This is a genomic window from Citrobacter sp. RHBSTW-00859 (genome assembly GCF_013729795.1).
Classification (GTDB): Bacteria; Pseudomonadota; Gammaproteobacteria; order Enterobacterales; family Enterobacteriaceae; genus Citrobacter; species Citrobacter braakii.
The window spans coordinates 297,119-316,060 of sequence record NZ_CP056284.1 but is presented as its reverse complement, the minus strand read 5'-3'; the positions used below and the strand labels follow the sequence as shown (position 1 = coordinate 316,060).

Annotated in this window: 18 protein-coding genes and 2 pseudogenes; 4 read left to right on the top strand and 16 right to left on the bottom strand. The window is 54.3% G+C overall.

The features are described from left to right. Window positions 1-142: 142 nt before the first annotated feature. From gntU to HV302_RS01525, 5 genes are all read right to left on the bottom strand, one after another. Window positions 143-1,483 (bottom strand): gluconate transporter, encoded by a 1,341-nt coding sequence (gene gntU / locus HV302_RS01545; RefSeq protein WP_016154820.1) that lies wholly within the window; start codon window positions 1,481-1,483, stop codon window positions 143-145. Further along, entirely contained in the window at window positions 1,483-2,013 is a 531-nt protein-coding gene (gene gntK / locus HV302_RS01540) for a gluconokinase (protein WP_003023475.1), read from the bottom strand. Before gntK ends, gntU begins: the two co-directional genes overlap by 1 nt. Before the next feature lie 141 nt (window positions 2,014-2,154). Further along, entirely contained in the window at window positions 2,155-3,150 is a 996-nt protein-coding gene (gntR, locus tag HV302_RS01535; protein WP_016157654.1) for a gluconate operon transcriptional repressor GntR, read from the bottom strand. A 223-nt stretch (window positions 3,151-3,373) separates the two neighbouring features. After that, entirely contained in the window at window positions 3,374-4,069 is a 696-nt protein-coding gene (gene yhhW / locus HV302_RS01530) for a quercetin 2,3-dioxygenase (protein ID WP_181626837.1), read from the bottom strand. Window positions 4,070-4,192: 123 nt separating this feature from the next. Continuing rightward, entirely contained in the window at window positions 4,193-5,230 is a 1,038-nt protein-coding gene (locus HV302_RS01525; RefSeq protein WP_181626836.1) for an oxidoreductase, read from the bottom strand. A 456-nt stretch (window positions 5,231-5,686) separates the two neighbouring features. Here HV302_RS01525 and yhhY point away from each other — a divergent pair, with 456 nt between their 5' ends. The 3 genes and pseudogenes from yhhY to HV302_RS28115 all read left to right on the top strand — a co-directional run. After that, window positions 5,687-6,175, top strand: a complete 489-nt coding sequence (yhhY, locus tag HV302_RS01520; RefSeq protein ID WP_016154824.1) for an N-acetyltransferase — start codon at window positions 5,687-5,689, stop codon at window positions 6,173-6,175. A gap of 46 nt (window positions 6,176-6,221) precedes the next feature. After that, window positions 6,222-7,103, top strand: a pseudogene (locus HV302_RS01515) (hypothetical protein); the annotation flags it as partial. Continuing rightward, window positions 7,098-7,209, top strand: a pseudogene (locus HV302_RS28115) (hypothetical protein); the annotation flags it as partial. The pseudogenes HV302_RS01515 and HV302_RS28115, both read left to right, overlap by 6 nt. An 82-nt stretch (window positions 7,210-7,291) precedes the next feature. Here the strand turns inward: HV302_RS28115 and ggt are convergent. After that, window positions 7,292-9,037, bottom strand: a complete 1,746-nt coding sequence (gene ggt / locus HV302_RS01510; RefSeq protein WP_046274514.1) for a gamma-glutamyltransferase — start codon at window positions 9,035-9,037, stop codon at window positions 7,292-7,294. A gap of 118 nt (window positions 9,038-9,155) precedes the next feature. On the opposite strand from ggt, the gene HV302_RS01505 reads away from it, so the two are divergent. Next, window positions 9,156-9,596 carry a DUF2756 family protein gene (locus HV302_RS01505; RefSeq protein WP_016157658.1) on the top strand — a complete coding sequence of 147 codons (441 nt, stop codon included), beginning with the start codon at window positions 9,156-9,158 and terminating at the stop codon, window positions 9,594-9,596. On the opposite strand, the gene ugpQ is transcribed toward HV302_RS01505, so the two are convergent. From ugpQ to livH, 10 genes are all read right to left on the bottom strand, one after another. After that, the gene (gene ugpQ / locus HV302_RS01500; protein ID WP_019078127.1) at window positions 9,593-10,336 is read right to left on the bottom strand and encodes a glycerophosphodiester phosphodiesterase; all 744 of its coding nucleotides are present in this window, start codon (window positions 10,334-10,336) and stop codon (window positions 9,593-9,595) included. The two genes, HV302_RS01505 and ugpQ, sit on opposite strands and share 4 nt — an antisense overlap. Next, window positions 10,333-11,403, bottom strand: coding sequence for a sn-glycerol-3-phosphate import ATP-binding protein UgpC (locus tag HV302_RS01495; RefSeq protein WP_016154829.1), 1,071 nt, complete (start codon window positions 11,401-11,403; stop codon window positions 10,333-10,335). The genes ugpQ and HV302_RS01495 overlap by 4 nt, the downstream gene beginning before the upstream one ends. A 2-nt stretch (window positions 11,404-11,405) precedes the next feature. Then, the gene (ugpE, locus tag HV302_RS01490) at window positions 11,406-12,251 is read right to left on the bottom strand and encodes a sn-glycerol-3-phosphate ABC transporter permease UgpE (protein WP_047358180.1); all 846 of its coding nucleotides are present in this window, start codon (window positions 12,249-12,251) and stop codon (window positions 11,406-11,408) included. After that, on the bottom strand, window positions 12,248-13,135 hold the full coding sequence (gene ugpA / locus HV302_RS01485) for a sn-glycerol-3-phosphate ABC transporter permease UgpA (RefSeq protein WP_181626835.1): 888 nt from the start codon (window positions 13,133-13,135) through the stop codon (window positions 12,248-12,250). The genes ugpE and ugpA overlap by 4 nt, the downstream gene beginning before the upstream one ends. A 112-nt stretch (window positions 13,136-13,247) precedes the next feature. Further along, window positions 13,248-14,564 (bottom strand): sn-glycerol-3-phosphate ABC transporter substrate-binding protein UgpB, encoded by a 1,317-nt coding sequence (gene ugpB, locus HV302_RS01480; RefSeq protein ID WP_181626834.1) that lies wholly within the window; start codon window positions 14,562-14,564, stop codon window positions 13,248-13,250. Between the two features lie 248 nt (window positions 14,565-14,812). Next, window positions 14,813-15,094: a hypothetical protein gene (locus tag HV302_RS01475; protein WP_095715580.1), complete on the bottom strand. Its 282-nt coding sequence runs from the start codon at window positions 15,092-15,094 to the stop codon at window positions 14,813-14,815. 101 nt (window positions 15,095-15,195) lie between these two features. Then, a complete protein-coding gene (gene livF / locus HV302_RS01470) occupies window positions 15,196-15,909 on the bottom strand; it encodes a high-affinity branched-chain amino acid ABC transporter ATP-binding protein LivF (protein WP_085951092.1) in 714 nt (237 codons plus the stop codon). A gap of 17 nt (window positions 15,910-15,926) precedes the next feature. Next, window positions 15,927-16,694 carry a high-affinity branched-chain amino acid ABC transporter ATP-binding protein LivG gene (gene livG, locus HV302_RS01465; protein WP_181626833.1) on the bottom strand — a complete coding sequence of 256 codons (768 nt, stop codon included), beginning with the start codon at window positions 16,692-16,694 and terminating at the stop codon, window positions 15,927-15,929. Further along, window positions 16,691-17,968 carry a branched chain amino acid ABC transporter permease LivM gene (livM, locus tag HV302_RS01460; protein WP_016154835.1) on the bottom strand — a complete coding sequence of 426 codons (1,278 nt, stop codon included), beginning with the start codon at window positions 17,966-17,968 and terminating at the stop codon, window positions 16,691-16,693. Before livM ends, livG begins: the two co-directional genes overlap by 4 nt. Then, window positions 17,965-18,891 carry a high-affinity branched-chain amino acid ABC transporter permease LivH gene (livH, locus tag HV302_RS01455; protein WP_003023435.1) on the bottom strand — a complete coding sequence of 309 codons (927 nt, stop codon included), beginning with the start codon at window positions 18,889-18,891 and terminating at the stop codon, window positions 17,965-17,967. The genes livM and livH overlap by 4 nt, the downstream gene beginning before the upstream one ends. Window positions 18,892-18,942: the final 51 nt, after the last annotated feature.

Sequence of the window (18,942 nt, the reverse complement as noted above, 5' to 3'; positions counted from 1 at the left end):
CCTTCCCGCTTCCGGGGACGGGCGCAGGTAGCGTCCATGCAAACGGCGCCCTCGCCGCGCATCCTTGCGCTTACCCGGCCTACGGTGTGGATGTGTGCTCGTTTCCAGGCCCGGTAAGCGCAAGCGCCACCGGGCAATGCCATCAGCTCAACAGCTGAAAGGCAATCATACCGACAATCGCACCGACCGTGCCGAGAATAGTTTCCATCATCGTCCAGGTCTTCAGCGTTTGCGCTTCGGTCGCACCGGTAAATTTACCGAACAACCAGAAACCGGCGTCGTTAACGTGGCTGACCACGATAGAGCCGCCCGCGATACAGATAGACAGTGCCGCCATCTGGGCACCGGAGTAGTTCAGTTGCTCAATCACCGGCATCACCAGACCAACCGCCGTTAAGCAGGCCACAGTCGCGGAACCCTGAATGATACGCACCGCCGCCGCCAGCACGAAGCAGGTGATGGCAATCGGCAGGCCCATACCGGTTAACGCTTCGCCCAGCGCCGGACCGACGCCAGAATCAACCAGAACCTGTTTGAACACACCGCCCGCACCAATCACCAGCAGAATAATCCCCGCCGGCTGCAGCGCATGGCCACAGATCTCCATCACGCGGTCTTTTGGCATGCCCTGGCGTACCGCCAGACCGTAAATCGCCACCAGACAGGCAACCAGAATCGCGGTAAACGGGTGACCGATAAACTCGAACCATTCATAGGTTGTAGAACCGACCGGAACAAAGCGTGCGGCGATAGTTTTCAGCCCCACCAGAACCAGCGGCAGCAGGATAAGCGATAAGCTGAAGCCAAAGGATGGCATTTTGCCTTCGCCCAGATGCGGCTCGGAAATATCTTCCGGTACGTGCAGCTCGACGTAACGGCTGATGAAATTCCCCCACAGCGGCCCGGCGATAATCATGCCCGGAATCGCGGCACACAGGCCAATCAGGATCATCCAGCCAAAGTCGGCGTGCATCTGAGAGGCCAGCAGCATCGGCGCAGGCCCAGGCAGCAGAAATGCCGCAGCAGCCGCTACGCCCGCAAACAGCGGGATCACAAGCTTAACCAGGTTTGTCCCCGTATGGCGCGCCATTGAGAATGCCACGCTAATCAGCAGCACAATTGCCACCTCAAAGAATAGTGGCAGCGCACAAATCAGACCGGCCAGGCCAATCGCATAATGTGCGCGGCTGTGACCGAAGGATTTCAGCATTTTGACGGCAATCTGATCGACAGCGCCGGTCTCATGCAAAATCTTGCCGAACATCGCCCCCAGCGCCACAACAATCGCCAGGAAACCGAGCGTGCCTCCCATCCCTTTTTCCATGGTCGCCGCGATTTTATCGAGCGGCATACCGGAAAAGAGACCTGCACCAATGGATACCACCATCAAAGCAACGAAGGCGTGCATACGCGCCTTCATCACTAAAAACAGCAGTAATAAAACGGACCCTACTGCTGTTAAAACAAGCGTTAATGTACTCACTACTTACTGCCCTGGTTAATAACCTCAATGGTGCTGGCGACCACACCGTCCAGTGGTTGATCGATATCGACCACCAGTACATCGTTTTCATTCGCACCCGGTTCTTCCAGCGCTTCAAACTGGGTCACCAGCATCTGCGTTTTGAAGAAGTGGCCTTTACGCGCTTTCAGGCGGCTTTCGATAACGTCAAAATCCCCTTTCAAATAGATGAAAGAGAGGTTCGGGTTACCGTCGCGTAGCTGGTCGCGGTAGACTTTTTTCAGGGCGGAACAGACGATCAGCGAAACCTTGTTGGTACGCTGCATCGCAAAGGCGGCGTCATTCAACGCCTGTAACCACGGTTTGCGGTCGTCATCGTTGAGTGGCTCACCAGAAGCCATTTTCATGATGTTGCTGCGCGGATGGAGAAAATCGCCATCAAGAAACGCGGCCTGCAGTTGATGCGCCACTTCGCTGGCGACAGCAGATTTACCGCTGCCCGATACGCCCATCAGAACGTAAACGTGGTGATCATGATTAGTCGTGCTCAAAGCGTTGCCCCCACTGGTACAAGAATCAGGAAATTGTTACGGGTAACTGTTATCGGTAACATTGTCCAGCCGGATAAATAGAGAAGCAATATCCATTCGTGCTCGAAGTGTATAAGTGTGAGCTACTTCAAACTTGTTGGCTTAAATAGATCCGCCCGGTGACAAGGTGAAACCTAAATCTAACATTTTAGGTGTGACGGCTTCACCGCGGATGCGCGCCAGCAGACGTTCTGCGCCAATGCTGCCCATGCGTTCACGCGGCGTGAGCACGCTCGCCAGACGCGGCTCCATCACCTGCCCGATGTCGTGACCGTGGAATCCGGCAATCGCCATGTCATCAGGGATTTTCAGCCCTAAACGCTGGCATTCGAAGGCCGCCCCTACCGCCAGGTCATCGTTGGTACAAAAGACACCATCGAGCTGCGGGTATTCACGCCGCGCCTGACGGATAAGTTCAATACCGGAGGAGTAGGAAGAAGACTGCTCCACCATCACGCTGTACGGCACCAGGTCGGCATCGCGCATTGCCTGCTCGTAGCCTCTCTGTTTGATGATAGTACGTTCATCAAGGCGTGCGCCAAGATAGGCAACATGACGGTGCCCGCGGGCGATGATAGCGGCTGTCATCTGACGCGCGGCTTCGAAGTTGTCGAAGCCCACGGCAATATCAAGACACGGGGACTGGCTGTCCATCAGCTCAACCACCGGGATACCGGCAACCTCGATCATTTTCAGCGTACGGGGCGTATGGCTACGTTCGGTGAGGATCAGGCCATCAATATTCCACGACAGCATCGATTCCAGACGCTCTTGTTCCATCTCAGGCTTATAGCCGTAGTGCGCCAGCATGGTTTGATAACCATGAGCGTCAGTGACAGCCTCAATGCCGCGAAGCACTTCAGCAAAAACCTGGTTGGTGAGAGACGGTAACAGCACGCCGATAGCGCGGCTGGTGGCGTTAGAAAGGATATCAGGAGCGCGATTGGGAATATAACCCAGCTCATCAAGTGCAGCGGCAATTTTGCCCCGCAGCGCCACGGAGACCTGCTCCGGGTTACGCAAAAAGCGGCTGACCGTCATTTTGGTCACGCCCACGCGGTCGGCTACATCCTGAAGTACGGGTCTTTTCTTTTTCATCGTCCTGAAGCGTTAAAAAGGGATAGATTCCCCCAGTTTACCACGGACGTGCGTGAACCTTCGCAGAGAAAAAAAGGAGTTTTTTATTGTGAGAAATACACAAAATCATTCGAGTTGCATCAAGGCGGCGACGCAGTAAATCCCCGGGAGCGTACATTAAGTACGCGACCGGGGTGAGCGAGGAAAGCCAACACAGATGCAGCTTGAAGGATGCCGTGTATTTTTATACTGGCGGCAGATCAAACAACAACACTTCGCTGTCGCTGTTGGCATGAATAGAAAGGGCCTGCTCATCCCAGATTGCCAGACCATCGCTGGTGGTCGCTTTGGTCCCGTTAATTGTCACGTTACCTTTTACTACCTGGATCCAGACGCGGCGTTCAGCGGCAATCTGATGCACCGACTGCTCATCTTTGATCAGTGCCCAACGGTACAGTTCCATATCCTGGTACACTTTCAGCGAGCCATCACGGGCATCCGGCGACAGCACCAGTTGTTTACCCTGAGCGGCATCAAAACGGCGCTGCTCATAGCGTGGGGTAATACCGTTTTCCTGCGGCATGATCCAAATCTGATACAGATGCAGCTTCTCAGTATTGCTCGGGTTGTACTCCGAGTGACGGATCCCCGTCCCGGCGCTCATTATCTGGAACTCACCGGCCGGAACCTGCTCTTTGTTCCCCATGCTGTCCTGATGTTCCACCGCGCCTTCCAGCACGTAAGTCAGGATTTCCATGTCTTTATGGGGATGAGTACCAAAGCCCTGACCTGCGTCGATCACGTCATCGTTAATCACGCGCAGTGCCGAGAACCCCATAAAATTTGGATCATAGTAGTTGGCAAAAGAGAAGGTATGCCAGGAATCGAGCCAGCCATGATTAGCGTGGCCACGGTCATTAGCTTTGCGTAAGTAGATCATTGTGTTCACCCCCAGATGTTTTCGATGGAGTAAGTGTGGACTCAATCCACCGGGGATCATAGAGGGTGAAAATTGACTCCTCTGTTCAAAAAAAATGAACAAGCCCAGAGGAGTCTGCGCAGGCTATTTGGCGAGAGTTATCGTCACCGGAGAAGCCTGTTCAAAAGCGCGTTCGAGGAGTTCCAGGTTGGTAAGAACTTCAGATTCCTTGACGTAATTAGGCGTACCGGCTGTCAGCGTCTGGTAAAGCGCATCATAGACGCGACCATAGTCCCCCACTTCCGGCTGCACCTCTTCTTTTACCGTCAGGCCGTCATCATTGACGTACTCCAGCATCCCAATGGAATCGTCAGCAGCGAAACCTGGCTCACCTGGCATGATATTGGCCTTCAGACTGGTTTCCTGCTGGTCGATGCCGTACTTCACAAACGAGCCTTTGGTACCGTGAACGATAAACTTCGGATAGTCGATTTTCACCAAGTGACTGGTTTTAACAATGGCTTTCAGAGAGCCGTAGAACAGCTGCGCTTCAAAGGTATCGTCCGGGTTCGCTTTGTTGCGCAGACTGCGGATGTCATAGGCCACGCAATCGGGACGACCGAACAGCGAGATAATCTGATCCATGGTATGTACGCCCAGACCATAGAATGCGCCGTCCTGCGGCAGTCCCGGCTTGGTTTCCGCCTCGGGGCGGTAGTAATCGAAATGGCTTTCAACCTCAACAATTTCGCCGAGCTTGCCGCTCTCAATCGCTTTTTTAGCGGTGAGGAAGCAGGAATCAAAACGACGGTTCTGATATGGCGTAACGGTCAGCCCTTTGCTTTGTGCCAGTTCGAACAGTGCTTTTGCTTGCGCAAGCGTCGGCGTGAAGGGTTTCTCAACCAGCACGTTTTTACCCGCTTCCAGCGCGCGTTTGGCGTATTCAAAATGGCTGTCAGCATGGGTACAGACGATCACCAGCTTCACCTGCGGATCGTTTAAGATCTCGTCAAGGTCACTGGTGAAGTGAATATGTGAATATTGTGGCGCCTGCTCTTCCGGCTTGGCGTGGCGGCGAAAAATGTGCGCGACATGCCAGCTATTTTTGCGGTTGAGGACGTACGGCAAATGGTAGCGAGTGGTGCTTTTACCAAAACCAATAAATGCGCAGTGTAAGGTCATGAGACGATCCTTTCGAAGGTGATTGTCTACACCATAGCGCAAAGCGGCTGGAGACTGAATGTTGGATTCTTTGCCGGATGGCGCTTGAACTGCACCACAGGGCGACAGGATCGGCCGTCGGCGTCGCAGGCAGTTTGTTCACGGCAAGCGCGCAGGGCCCGGAGCGTACTAAATGTACGTGAGGAGCACGAGCACTTCCCGGGGACGAAATGGCAAGTAAGCCAGGCAGACACAAAACCTCAAAAAAAAAGCCAGCAAAAGCTGGCTAAAGTAATACTGGAAGCAATGTGAGCAATGTCGTGCTTTCAGGTTCTCCGTAGGGGTTCCCCTGAACGCAGAGCAATAATAATCATTCTCATTCGCACTTGTCTACTTCTTTTTGCAAAAAAATGCAGTTGACGGAATTTTCTTTCTCAGCGAGTGTAAATACACAATTAACCCTGCTGGAGATAAGGAATGAGTGAGATAGTGATACGCCACGCTGAACCGAAAGATTACGACGCAATTCGTCAGATCCACGCCCAGCCGGAGGTGTACCACAACACGCTACAGGTTCCTCATCCTTCCCTCGAGATGTGGCAAGCGAGGCTAACCGAGCAAGCCGGGGTCAAACAACTGGTTGCCTGTATTGACGATATCGTCGTGGGGCATCTCTGTATTGAGGTCGCGCAACGCCCGCGTCGCAGCCACGTGGCTGATTTTGGTATCTGCGTGGATGCACGGTGGCACAATCGCGGCGTTGCCAGCGCGTTGATTCGCACGATGATCGACATGTGCGACAACTGGCTGCGCGTCGAGCGTATTGAGCTAACGGTATTTGTTGATAATGAGCCGGCCGTGGCGGTGTATAAGAAATACGGCTTTGAAATCGAAGGCACAGGTAAGAAATACGGCCTGCGCAATGGTGAATACGTTGATGCCTACTTTATGGCGCGTATGAAATAAATGTAAGGGCGAGTCTTATCGCCCTTCTTATTGAAAGGACGCAAGAGTGAAAAAGTACCTTCTCCTGGTGTTGCTGGCAGCACTCTCCCCTGCTTTCGCCACTACCGTACAAAATCTCGATTCCGTGCCCAGCGCCATTCAACACCCGGAAGGTAAACAGATTTTTGCTGAGCAAATGGCGGGAGCAACCCCAGCCAAAGGATTTGGCGAGCTTCCACAGGGATTATCTGAGAACGCGTGGATTGCCTGGGTTGCGCCGAATGAAGATCCTGACAACCTGATCCTCACGGGTGCCAAAGCCTGGGGCAAAGACGGCAAATATATCGGTGTCGCCTGTTTCGCCGACAATCCGGCCGACGCCGGGCAGGCAAAGAAATACGCGGATAACAACTGTCCGGAAAACTACAGCAACGGGCGCGCCAATAAATTATATCTCGGCGTTTTTTCCTGGCAGAACCAACAGCTAACGCCGCTTGCACGCTCGGAAAAACCATTAAACCAACTCTCTGAGTGGAATAAAACCGCCGAAAAAGAGAGCGATGATGAGTCCGTCAGACCACTGGCCTATTATACAAAACTGGATCTGGCACCGTACCGGATCGCACCCGATACGCTAGCGTTTGGGGTGCGCGGTGGATACTCTGAGGCGTATTCCGGCGGCGGCGCATTTTATGAAGTGCTGGAGCTCTATGCGATCAAAGATAACAGGATAATCAACGTGTATTCCGACCTTGTTTATCAATATACGGACATCGCCGGAGAGTGGAATAAAGACGGTACAAGACAGCACGACATCAGCGAAAGTAAATATATCCTCAAAATGCGTTCGGCAAAAACGCACGGGTTTTATGATTTAGAGCGAGTAAACCTGCAGGATAAAAGCAGCCAAATATTCCGCTGGTCTGAATCGCTGCAGCGATATGCGCCATTCATCATCGATAAAAGATAGCGGTGAAATCGTTGGTTTAGGCACTGCCTGGCCGCTGGAGAAATATTTACAAGACTATGAAGAGAGCAAAACAACACGAAGCTAAGGTTACCTGGAGACAATGAATTATAATAACTGCCATTGGGCCTTCCAAACCGGCCCTCTTCCAGCGAAGAGGGCCATTATCCTCAGTAACCCGCCGTTAAATCATCCACGGAACGCGGGTCGGATGCGCCATACAGTGCGCCATCCGGTCCAACCATAATGCTCTGCGTGCTGCCCATCGCTTCTTTCAGCGCCACTTTCTGTCCTTTTTGCTCCAGCAGCTTAATTGTATCCGGGCTGAAGCCCTTCTCGATGCGAAGCTCGTCCGGCAACCACTGATGATGGAAGCGTGGTGCATTGGTCGCTTCGGCGACGTTCATCCCGAAATCAATGCTGTTGACCACCATTTGCAACACAGTAGTGATAATTCGGCTCCCGCCTGGGCTGCCGGTAACCAGCCAGGTTTTCCCATCTTTTACCACGATAGTCGGCGACATAGATGACAACGGACGCTTCTTCGGTCCGACCGCGTTGGCATCGCCGCCTACCAGACCGTATACATTCGGTACGCCCGGCTTGGCAGAGAAGTCGTCCATTTCATTATTGAGCAGAATGCCAGTGTTACCCGCCACAATACCGGTCCCGAAGGTGGTATTCAGGGTATAGGTCACCGCCACGGCATTGCCGTCTTTATCCACCACCGAGAAGTGAGTGGTCTGATTGCTTTCATACGGGGCGAGCTTGCCAGGTTTAATCTGGCTGGAAGGCTTAGCCTTGTTGATATCAATCTGATCGGCAAGCGTTTTAGCATAGGCTTTGTTGGTCAGTGCCTGCCATGGCACTTTCACAAAATCGGGATCGCCCAGATACTCCGAGCGGTCAGCGTAGGCATATTTCTCCGCTTCAGCCATGACCTGCATGGCGTCGGCGCTGCCAAATCCGTACTTCTTCATATCAAAGTTTTCAAGAATATTGAGGATCTGCACGATGTGAATACCGCCAGAGGACGGCGGCGGCATGGAGAAGACCTGATACCCGCGATAGTCACCGCTAATCGGCGTACGCTCCACGGCTTTATAGCTGGCTAAGTCCTCTTTGGTCATCAGCCCACCGTTCTTCTGCATTTCCCCGGCGATCTGATCGGCAATAGCCCCTTTATAAAACGCATCCGGGCCGCTTTCGGCAATCATTTCCAGGCTTTTCGCCAGGTTCTTTTGCACCAGCTTATCGCCTTTTTTCAGTGGCTCGCCGTCTTTCCAGAAAATGGCTTTGCTGTTCTCGTGATTAGGGAGCACTTCACTGCCATAGGTTTTCAGATCGTCGGCCAGTGCGTCATTAACCACAAAGCCCTCTTCCGCTAGCTTCATCGCCGGACGTACCACTTTGTTCAGCGGCATCGTGCCGTATTTCTCCAGCGCCAGCGAGAAACCCGCGACGGTACCTGGCGTACCGGATGCCAGATGCGAGGTCAGCGACTTTTTCGCATCGGCGTTGCCCTGCTCATCAAGGAACATGTCGCGGGTCGCGCCAGCAGGGGCCATTTCGCGAAAATCAATCGCTGTGGTGTTACCATCTTTGGTACGCAGCAGCATAAAACCGCCACCGCCCAGATTGCCCGCCTGGGGATGCGTCACCGCCAGCGCGTAGCCAACGGCCACGGCGGCATCGACGGCATTCCCACCCTGTTTAAGAATATCCACCCCCACCTGAGTGGCAAGCGCATCCACGGAGGCCACCATCCCCTGCTGCGCACGCACGGGATGGAACACATCCTCCTCAACACCGTATGATACCGGCGGCGGCGCAGCCGGAGCGGCCGCAACGCTAAAACAACTTCCTGAGAGCAGAGCAGCAATGGCTACCCGGCGTAAAAACGTCGGTTTTATCATCGTTATTCTCCAGATGTATGGGGGTCAGCCCCCACTAAGCCTGGTGCATAACTCTGAAATAATCATCGTAACGGCGAGAAAGGAGTAAACTTAAGAGATCCCCGAGAGGAGAAAAGCGATGAAACGACTCTTACTTTTAGCCATGCTGTTGCCGTTTGCAGGCTTTGCACAGCCCATCAACACCATGAATAACCCGAATCAACCCGGTTATCAGATCCCGAGCCAGCAGCGTATGCAAACCCAAATGCAATCGCAGCAGATTCAGCAGAAAGGGATGCTCAATCAGCAGTTGCAAACACAGACGCGTATGCAACAACAGCATATGGAAAACCAAATCAATTCCAACTCCCAGCGCGTCCTTCAGTCTCAGCCTGGCGAGTTTAATTCCAGCCAGCAGCAAATGCTGCCCAACAGCAACGGTGGGATGTTAAGTGGAACCCGTAACCCGGACAGCTCGCTGAATAAGCAACATATGCTGTCGGAGAAAAAGAACGGCGACATGCTGAAGCCCTCCAGCACGCCGCAGCCTAACGTTCCGTTAAAAACAATTGGGCCTTAACAGGGCTGGAAATCCGGACCAATCGTATCAATGGCATCGGTACAGATGCAGTCCACTCCCCAGCGCAGCAGTTCCGCCGCGCGCTGGGGTCGGTTGACGGTATACACCAGAATACGCAGCCCTGCGTCGCGCAGCGCATCCACGCGCGCTTCATCCAGCAGCTTGTGATTAAGGTGAATAGAGACGCAGCCAAGCCGCGTTGTCAGCTCACGCCAGTCCTCGCGCCACTCATCAAGCAGTAAGCCTCTCGGCAGTTCAGGCGCCGCCTGCTGCGCCGCTGCAAGCGCGTCAATTTCAAAGGATGACAACAGCGGTGGTGTCATTCCCGCCCACAGTTCCCGAGCGGCCAGCGCTACGGCTTTGCCGGTTAACGTTCCGGTGCCGGTGGTAGGTTTAATTTCAATATTCGCCATCATACCGTGCTGACGGCAGCGCTCGGCCACTTGCGAGAGCAGCGGTAGCGGTTCGCCTTTAAACTCACCGCTAAACCAGCCACCGGCGTCCACGCGCAATAAATCCTGCCAGTTCAGCTCGCCTGCCACACCCCAACCATTGCTGGTGCGTTCCAGGTTGTCGTCATGCAGCAAGAAGATCTCACCGTCTTTCGACAATTTAGCGTCAAACTCAATCATGGTATGCCCGTATCGCGCCCCCATGTCGATCGCCGCCAGGGTGTTTTCCGGTGCCAGCTTACCGCCGCCGCGATGGGCGACGATATGGGGGTAAGGCCAGTTACTCATACGCGTTGTCCTGTTTCGCCATCAAAAAGATGCAGATGATTTTCTGGCAGATGCAGCCACAGCGTGCTGCCTGCCGTCGGGCGATGCTGATGCGCCAGTCGCACCACCAGCTTTTGCTCACCCCAACGTCCGTGTGCCAGGTTATCCGCTCCCAGCATTTCCAGCGTGTCGACGACCAACGGCACGCCGCCTTCGGCCTGCGAGCTTAGCGCAATATGCTCCGGGCGGATACCCAACGTCATGTTGCGCCCACCAGACTCCCTCGCGCTTCTGCCGAGGGGCAACGTCATGCCGTCATCCAGCTCAAAATGGGTGCCCGAGGCGCTGATGCGCCCGTCCAGCAGATTCATCGCCGGGCTGCCGATAAAACTCGCCACAAAGCGGCTGGCAGGCTTTTCATATACCTCAACCGGCGTACCGATCTGCTCGGCAATGCCTTTGTTCATCACCATCACCCGCTGGGCGAGGGTCATCGCTTCAACCTGATCGTGCGTCACATACAGTGAGGTGGTTTTCAGTCGGCGATGCAGATGTTGTAACTCCAGACGCATCTGTACGCGCAGCTTGGCATCGAGGTTAGACAGAGGCTCATCAAACAGGAATACCGCTGGGTCACGGACAATCGCCCGCCCCATCGCCACACGCTGGCGCTGACCGCCGGAAAGCTCGCGCGGACGACGCTTGAGCAGTTCACCCAGCTCGAGAATACGCGCCGCCTCTTTCACCCGTTCGGCAATATGCTCCTTGCCCATCCCGCGGATTTTCAGCCCCCAGGCCATATTTTCTTCCACGCTCATATGTGGGTAGAGCGCGTAGTTCTGAAAGACCATCGCAATGCCGCGATCCTTAGGCTCCATTTCGGTGACGCGTTTATTATCAATCCAGATATCGCCGCCGCTCACCCGTTCAAGCCCGGCCACCATCCGTAGCAGCGTTGACTTACCGCAGCCGGATGGGCCAACCATCACGATAAATTCTCCGTCCGCGACATCCAGTGTCAGCGGTTTAATCACCTGGGTTTTGCCGTCCCAGCTTTTGGTTACTGCCTGTAGTTTTAAACCAGCCATTTTTATTTCTCACTATCGACCAGGCCACGTACGAAGGCACGCTGCATGGCTAACACGATGATTACCGGAGGGATGAGCGTCAGCAGCATGGCTGCCATTACCTGATTCCACTGCGTGGTGCCTTCACCAGTAGCAATCATGCCTTTGATACCTGCCACCGCAGTGCCCAAATTGACATCGGTAATAATTAACAACGGCCACAGATACTGGTTCCAGCCGTAGATAAAGGTGATCACAAACAGCGCCGCCAGATTGGTTTTTGACAGCGGTAGTACAATATCGCGGAAAAAACGCATCGGTGACGCGCCGTCAATACGCGCCGCCTCAACCAGCTCATCCGGCAGGGTCATAAAAAACTGCCGGAACAGGAACGTCGCAGTCGCCGATGCCATTAACGGCAGCGTCAGACCCGCATAGCTGTCGAGCATTTTCAGGTTGGCGATCACTTCCACCGTCGGGAAAATACGCACCTCGACCGGCAGCATCAGCGTGATAAAAATCATCCAGAAGAACAGGTTACGCAGTGGAAAGCGGAACCAGACGATGGCGAATGCGGAGAGCATAGAGACGGTGATTTTCCCTACTGTAATACTGAACGCCATGATGAAACTGTTGAGCATCATCAGCCAGAACGGCGCGCTGTTAACGCCCACGCCGTTGACCCAGATGTATTTCATGTTTTCCAGCAGCTGTGTGCCGGGAATCAGCGTCATCGGCGTTTCAAAGACTGCTTTGTTATCCAGCGTCGCCGCGACAAACGCGACGTACAGCGGAAACAGGATCACCATGATCCCCATAATCAACATTGCATGGCTGAATATTGTCAGCCCACGACGATTCTCAATCATTGGTAACGCACCTTACTTTCCACATAGCGGAACTGCACCACCGTCAAAATAATGACCAGGAACATCAGCACTACCGATTGGGCGGCCGAGGTGGAGAGATCCAGCCCGACAAAGCCTTCGCGATAGATCTTATAAATCAACGTAGTGGTCGCCTGTACCGGCCCACCCGCCGTGGCGGCATCGATCACCGGGAAGGTATCAAAGAAGGCATAAACCAGATTCACCACCAGCAGAAAGAAGCTGACCGGTGCAATCAGCGGCAGCGCCAGCTTAAAGAAGCGGCGAACCGGTCCCGCACCATCAATCGCGGCGGCTTCAATCAGCGACCGCGGAATAGACTGTAGTGCGGCAAAGAAGAACAGGAAGTTGTAACTAATCTGCTTCCAGACCGACGCAAACACCACCAGAAACATCGCCTGACCGCTGTTTTGCGCATGGTTCCAGTCATAGCCAAACTCACCGAGAAAATGGGTAATCAGCCCGCGCCCTGGGTTAAACAGGAAGATCCACAATACGGCGGCGACGGCGGGCGCGACGGCGTAAGGCAACAGCATCAGCGTCTGGTAAAAACGGCTACCGCGTACCACGTAATTCACCAGCGCCGCAAAAAATAACGACGCCAGCAAACCGCTTACCGTGACTAACGTACTGAACTTAATGGTGGTCCAGAATGAATCAAGGTAGTACGGGTCATGAAACAGCGCGATAAAGTTTTCCAGTCCGACAAACTGGCTAGAAAGACCAAACGGATCAACGGATTGTAGTGAATACCACAGCGCTTCACCGGCGGGCCAGATAAAGAAAATAACGGTGATAACCAACTGCGGGGCCACCAGCAAATAGGGAAGCCAGCGCGAGCGGAACACCGGACGGGATGAAGACATGTAGGTTCTTTTCCTGGAAGGTGCCAGATTGCGGTGCACACACCGTATCCGGCCTACAAACTACACGCATTTGTAGGCCGGGTAAGTCGCAGCCGCCACCCGGCATTTCACATTACGATTTAGTCGATTGCTCAAAGCGGCGCAGTAACTGATTGCCACGCTCAACGGCTGCATCCAGCGCCTGCTGCGGGGTTTTCTTCCCGGTCCAGACGCTTTCCAGTTCTTCATCTACGATGGTGCGGATCTGCGGCATGTTGCCCAGACGCAACCCTTTGGTGAACGGCAACGGTGGCTTGTTCAGCATCTGGCGGGTGGCGATATCAGCCCCAGGGTTCTTATCATAGAAGCCCTGCTCGCGGGTCAAGTCGTACGCGGCGGTGGTAATGGGCAGGTAGCCGGTCTTCTGATGCCATTCAGCAGAAATTTCAGGTTTCGCCAGGAAGTTGAGGAACTGCGCCACGCCTTCGTAGGTTGCTTTGTCTTTACCCTGCATCACCCACAGGCTGGCTCCCCCGATAATCGCGTTCTGCGGCGCGCCCTTCACATCGGCATCGTACGGCATCATGCCGACGCCATAGTTGAATTTGGCGTAGTGGCGGATGTCAGCCAGAGAACCGGAAGAGGCGGTGGTAATGGCACAATCCCCGTTATAGAACTTCTCGGTAGACTCGTCTTTACGCCCGAAGTAGCTGAAATCCCCTTTTTTGTTCAACTCTTCCAGCAGGGCGATATGTTTCACCTGTTCCGGTTTATTGAATTCCAGCACCGCGTCAGTACCGTCAAAGCCGTTGTTTTTGGTGGCCACCGGCAGACCATTCCAGGCGCTGAAGTTTTCAATCTGAATCCATCCCTGCCAGCCGCTGGCGTAACCGCACTTCATGCCTGCTGCTTTCAGCTTCGCGGTGTATTCCGCCAGATCCTGCCAGGTTTTTGGCGGCTGCTCAGGGTCTAAACCGGCTTTTTTGAAGGCATCTTTGTTGTAGTACAGCACCGGCGTGGAGCTGTTAAACGGCTGGGAGAGTAAGTGTCCGCTTTTAGAGTCGGTGTAATAACCGGAAACCGTCGGCACGAACTGAGACTCATCGAAGTTAATACCAGCCTCTTTGAATACTTCATAGACCGGTTTAATGGCTTTCGAGGCCATCATCGTTGCCGTGCCCACTTCATAAACCTGCAATAGCGCAGGTGCGTTTCCGGTACGGAAAGCCGCAATACCTGCGCTCAGGCTCTGCTCGTAGTTGCCTTTGTACTGCGGAACAATTTTGTAGTCGGGATTGGCGGCATTAAAACGTTGCGCCAGTGAATCAACTTCTTTACCCAGTTCACCTTCCATTGAGTGCCAGAACGGGATAGTGGTGACGGCCAGAGCCTGACCTGCAAACGCCAGGCTAAGTGCCAGTCCTAAAGCTGTATGTCGTAACGATATCATCGGTTATCTCTCTTGTTGTGCCGGATGCGCGATATCACGCGTTTTATGCTCGCGGGGGTAACATGACATGCTCGAATGACAGAAAAATAACTTTTTTATTACAAAAAAAAGATAGTAAGGCGACAAACAGATGGCAAGGCGGTGAAAGCGTAGTGACAGGAAAATGCGGGGTGGTGCACAACAAAGCCGGGTAGCGCTATGTCTTACCCGGCCAGGATGACGTTATCTGTTGCAGCCAGCAAAGAACATTAATCTTTACGCCAGCGTCGTTCATATTCATTCTGTAAACGCTGCTGTTCCCGCCGCTCACGTTCGCGCTGAATATCCGATTTCTCATCTTCCCAGCCCGGGCAGACAGAGGAGGTGAACACTTCACAGGGCGAGCTGGACTGCGCTAACGAGTTGTCCGGTTTCTCTTCCCAGATTGAAGGGTCGCGCGGGTCGAACGCTGGCGGTGTTAAGGCCAGGGTATTTGATGAAAGCGTCAAAAACAAACCGCCAATCATCATGCAGATACCGGAACGTATCATCCTTTCTCCATGTTCACTTTTATTATTGATAACTATTCTCAATAATAACATAGAGCAATAAAAAGGGGCCATATCAGGCCCCCTTGTCCATTCATAGAATGTTAACCGCCCAGATACGCGCTGCGCACTGCTTCGTTAGCCAGTAACGCATCACCGGTGTCTTCCAGCACCACATGACCATTTTCCAGCACGTAGCCGCGATCGGCGAGCTTCAGGGCCTGGTTAGCGTTCTGTTCGACGAGGAAGATTGTCATCCCCTGCTCGCGCAGTTGTTCGATGGTGTTGAAGATCTGCTGGATGATAATCGGCGCCAGACCCAGCGACGGCTCATCAAGCAGCAGCAGCCGCGGCTGACTCATCAGCGCACGGCCTATCGCCAGCATCTGCTGTTCACCGCCGGACATCGTGCCCGCACGCTGAATTCGACGTTCATGCAGGCGGGGAAACAGGTCATACACCCACTTGATGCGTTCCTGAAACTGGTCCTTTTCGGCAAAGAAGCCGCCCATCGCCAGGTTCTCTTCCACCGTCATGCGGGAAAACACGCGACGCCCTTCCGGAACAATCGCTACCGCTTCGCGCATGATTTTCGCCGTCTGCCAGTCGGTAATGTCTTTCCCATCAAAGACAATTCGCCCACTTGTCGCTCGCGGATCGCCGCACAGCGTACCAAGCAGCGTGGTTTTTCCCGCGCCGTTGGCGCCGATAAGCGTCACGATTTCACCCTGATTGATATACAAGCTGACGTCGTGCAGCGCCTGTATCTTGCCGTAGTGGGCGCTGACTTTGTCAAAGGACAACATGACTTTTTCCATATTATGCGTCACCACCATTATGCTTCACCTAAATAGGCGCGGATCACGTCCGGGTTGTTACGAATCTGTTCCGGCGTCCCGTTCGCCAGCGGCGTGCCCTGATTCACCACGTAAATACGGTCGGAAATACCCATCACCAGCTTCATGTCGTGCTCAATCAACAAAATGGTGGTGTTGTGATGGTTACGCAGTTCAGCAATCAGCTCGTCCAGCTCTTTGGTCTCTTTCGGGTTGAGGCCTGCGGCGGGTTCGTCGAGCATCAGGATTTCCGGCTGGGTCACCATGCAACGTGCAATCTCCAGACGGCGCTGGTCGCCGTAGGCCAGGTTACTGGCCTGACGGTTGGCGTGCTCCAGCAAACCAATACGCTCCAGCCAAGTGGCGGCGCACTCCAACGCTTCACTCTGCGCGCGACGGAACGACGGGGTTTTCAACAGGCCGGAGAAGACGCCGGTTTTCAGCTGCTGATGTTGCGCCACCAGCAGGTTTTCAATCACCGTCATCTCGCGAAACAGACGCACGTGCTGGAAAGTACGCACCACACCCATCCGCGCAATTTGCTGACCCGGCAGCCCTTCCAGATGCTGGTCGCGCAGCTTAATCGTCCCACCCGTCGGCTTATAAAAACCGGTCAGGCAGTTAAAGACCGTGGTTTTTCCCGCGCCGTTTGGCCCGATTAACGAGACGATCTCCTGTGGTCTCAGCTCCAGTTCAACGTTGTTTACCGCCAGCAGACCGCCGAAGCGCATCATCAGGCCGTTGACGGATAATAATGGCTGACTCATGCCTGCTCTCCTTTTGCTTCCCCGTTTTTCAGCTTCAACTGCGGACGGGTCATCGGCAACAAGCCCTGCGGACGCCAGATCATCATCAGTACCATTAAACCACCCAGCATTAACATGCTGTATTCATTGAAATCACGCATCAGCTCGCGTGACACCACCAGCAGGATGGCCGCGAGGATCACTGCGAACTGTGAGCCCATTCCGCCCAGTACCACAATCGCCAGCACAAAGGCCGACTCGGCAAAGGTGAAGGATTCCGGGCTGACAAAACCCTGACGCGCGGCAAACAACGTACCGGCAAAACCGGCAAACGCGGCGCTGATGGTAAAAGCGGTCAGCTTGATGCGCGTAGGGTTTAAGCCCAACGAGCGACAGGCTATTTCATCTTCGCGCAGCGCTTCCCACGCACGACCCAACGGCATACGCAGCAGACGGTTGATGACAAACAGCGAGAAGACCACCAGCAGCAGCGCCACCAGATAAAGGAAAATCACGCGGTCAGAGGGATCGTACTTCACGTTAAAGAAGTTGCTGAAGGTATCCCAGCCACCTTCACGGGCTGTACGGCTGAACTCCAGACCGAAAAAGGTCGGTTTCGGGATCTGGCTGATACCGTTCGGACCACCGGTCACTTCGGTGTTGTTGAGCAGCAGGATACGGACGATTTCGCCGAAGCCTAAAGTCACAATCGCCAGATAGTCACCGCGCAGGCGCAGTACCGGGAAGCCGAGCATAAAGCCCGCAGCAGCGGAAACCAGCCCCGCCAGCGGCAGACAGGTCCAGAAGCCGAGTCCGTAATAGTGGTTCAGCAGCGCGAAGGTGTAAGCACCGATGGCATAGAAGCCGCCGTAACCCAGCACCAGCAGACCGGAAAGCCCCACCACCACGTTTAAACCGAGGCCGAGGATGATATAAATCATCGTCAGCGTGGCAATATCAACCGTACCGCGCGACACCATAAACGGCCACGCCACGGCAATCACCAGCAGCGCGACCAGGAACAGCTTCTGTTTAACGGTGGAGCCATCAATCGCCGGCAGAATAAACTTCGGTCCGGAGACACTCTTCAGGCCCTTCTGGAAAGCTGGACGCAACAGTTGGAAGAGAAAGACCACGCCAGTGCCGATAAACACCCACTGCCAGCGGATATCCGCGGCGGTATCCACCACCAGTTTGGTGCCGTCAAGCTCCAACTGGACGCCCATAAAGACGCCCGCCAGGATGAAGAACATAGCGGCAGAGAGCAGCGCCATTGCAAAATGCATCGGTTTCATACTTTCTCTACCTCCGGGCGACCCAGAATACCGGTCGGCATCACCAGCAGCACCAGAATCAGCAGCGCGAATGAAACCACGTCTTTGTATTCGGTACTCAGATAAGCAGAGGAGAGCGCTTCCGCGACACCCAGAATCAGGCCGCCGATCATCGCCCCAGGAATACTGCCGATGCCGCCCAGTACCGCCGCGGTAAAGGCTTTCATCCCGGCCATAAAGCCGATATAGGGGTTAATTACGCCGTAGAACTGGCCGAGCAGTACGCCCGCTACCGCCGCCATTGCCGCGCCAATCACAAAGGTCAGTGCAATCACGCGATCGGTATTTATGCCGAGCAGGCTGGCCATTTTCAGGTCTTCCGCGCAGGCACGGCAGGCACGGCCCATACGGGAGTAACGGATAAACAGCGTCAGCGCCAGCATCGCCAGGAAGGTTACAATCCAGATAACCAACTGCATGGTGGTGATGGAAGCAGAGAAGTTTTCGCTACTGCCGACGGTCCACTGGCCGTTAAACAGGCTGGGCAGCGCCACATCGCGCGAACCTTCCGTCAGGCTGACGTAGTTTTGCAGGAAGATGGACATCCCGATAGCGGAAATCAGCGCGATCAGGCGCTTAGAGCTGCGCACGGGCCGATACGCTACGCGTTCAATGCTCCAGCCGTAGGCGCTGGCAATCACAATCGCGCCGACAAAGCCCGCCGCGACCAGTAGCCAGCTGGAATCAATACCCATCATCATTAGCGCTGCGATGATCATAAAGGAGACATAGCTGCCGATCATATACACCTCGCCGTGGGCGAAGTTGATCATGCCGATAATGCCGTACACCATCGTGTAACCGATAGCGATCAGCGCGTAGGTGCTTCCCAGCGTGACGCCGTTAAACATCTGCTGCAAGAAATAGAGGAACTGCTCGGACATAAGGTAACCTTTCTTAACCCGCCCGTTTTACACGGGCGGTGGGATAACTCG

Bases quoted from the DNA above. Each gene is read 5' to 3' on its own strand.
- gntR (WP_016157654.1), bottom strand. From the start codon at position 3,150: ATGAAAAAGAAAAGACCCGTACTTCAGGATGTAGCCGACCGCGTGGGC.
- yhhW (WP_181626837.1), bottom strand. From the start codon at position 4,069: ATGATCTACTTACGCAAAGCTAATGACCGTGGCCACGCTAATCATGGC.
- HV302_RS01525 (WP_181626836.1), bottom strand. From the start codon at position 5,230: ATGACCTTACACTGCGCATTTATTGGTTTTGGTAAAAGCACCACTCGC.
- yhhY (WP_016154824.1), top strand. From the start codon at position 5,687: ATGAGTGAGATAGTGATACGCCACGCTGAACCGAAAGATTACGACGCA.
- ggt (WP_046274514.1), bottom strand. From the start codon at position 9,037: ATGATAAAACCGACGTTTTTACGCCGGGTAGCCATTGCTGCTCTGCTC.
- HV302_RS01505 (WP_016157658.1), top strand. From the start codon at position 9,156: ATGAAACGACTCTTACTTTTAGCCATGCTGTTGCCGTTTGCAGGCTTT.
- ugpQ (WP_019078127.1), bottom strand. From the start codon at position 10,336: ATGAGTAACTGGCCTTACCCCCATATCGTCGCCCATCGCGGCGGCGGT.
- HV302_RS01495 (WP_016154829.1), bottom strand. From the start codon at position 11,403: ATGGCTGGTTTAAAACTACAGGCAGTAACCAAAAGCTGGGACGGCAAA.
- ugpE (WP_047358180.1), bottom strand. From the start codon at position 12,251: ATGATTGAGAATCGTCGTGGGCTGACAATATTCAGCCATGCAATGTTG.
- ugpA (WP_181626835.1), bottom strand. From the start codon at position 13,135: ATGTCTTCATCCCGTCCGGTGTTCCGCTCGCGCTGGCTTCCCTATTTG.
- ugpB (WP_181626834.1), bottom strand. From the start codon at position 14,564: ATGATATCGTTACGACATACAGCTTTAGGACTGGCACTTAGCCTGGCG.
- HV302_RS01475 (WP_095715580.1), bottom strand. From the start codon at position 15,094: ATGATACGTTCCGGTATCTGCATGATGATTGGCGGTTTGTTTTTGACG.
- livF (WP_085951092.1), bottom strand. From the start codon at position 15,909: ATGGAAAAAGTCATGTTGTCCTTTGACAAAGTCAGCGCCCACTACGGC.
- livG (WP_181626833.1), bottom strand. From the start codon at position 16,694: ATGAGTCAGCCATTATTATCCGTCAACGGCCTGATGATGCGCTTCGGC.
- livM (WP_016154835.1), bottom strand. From the start codon at position 17,968: ATGAAACCGATGCATTTTGCAATGGCGCTGCTCTCTGCCGCTATGTTC.
- livH (WP_003023435.1), bottom strand. From the start codon at position 18,891: ATGTCCGAGCAGTTCCTCTATTTCTTGCAGCAGATGTTTAACGGCGTC.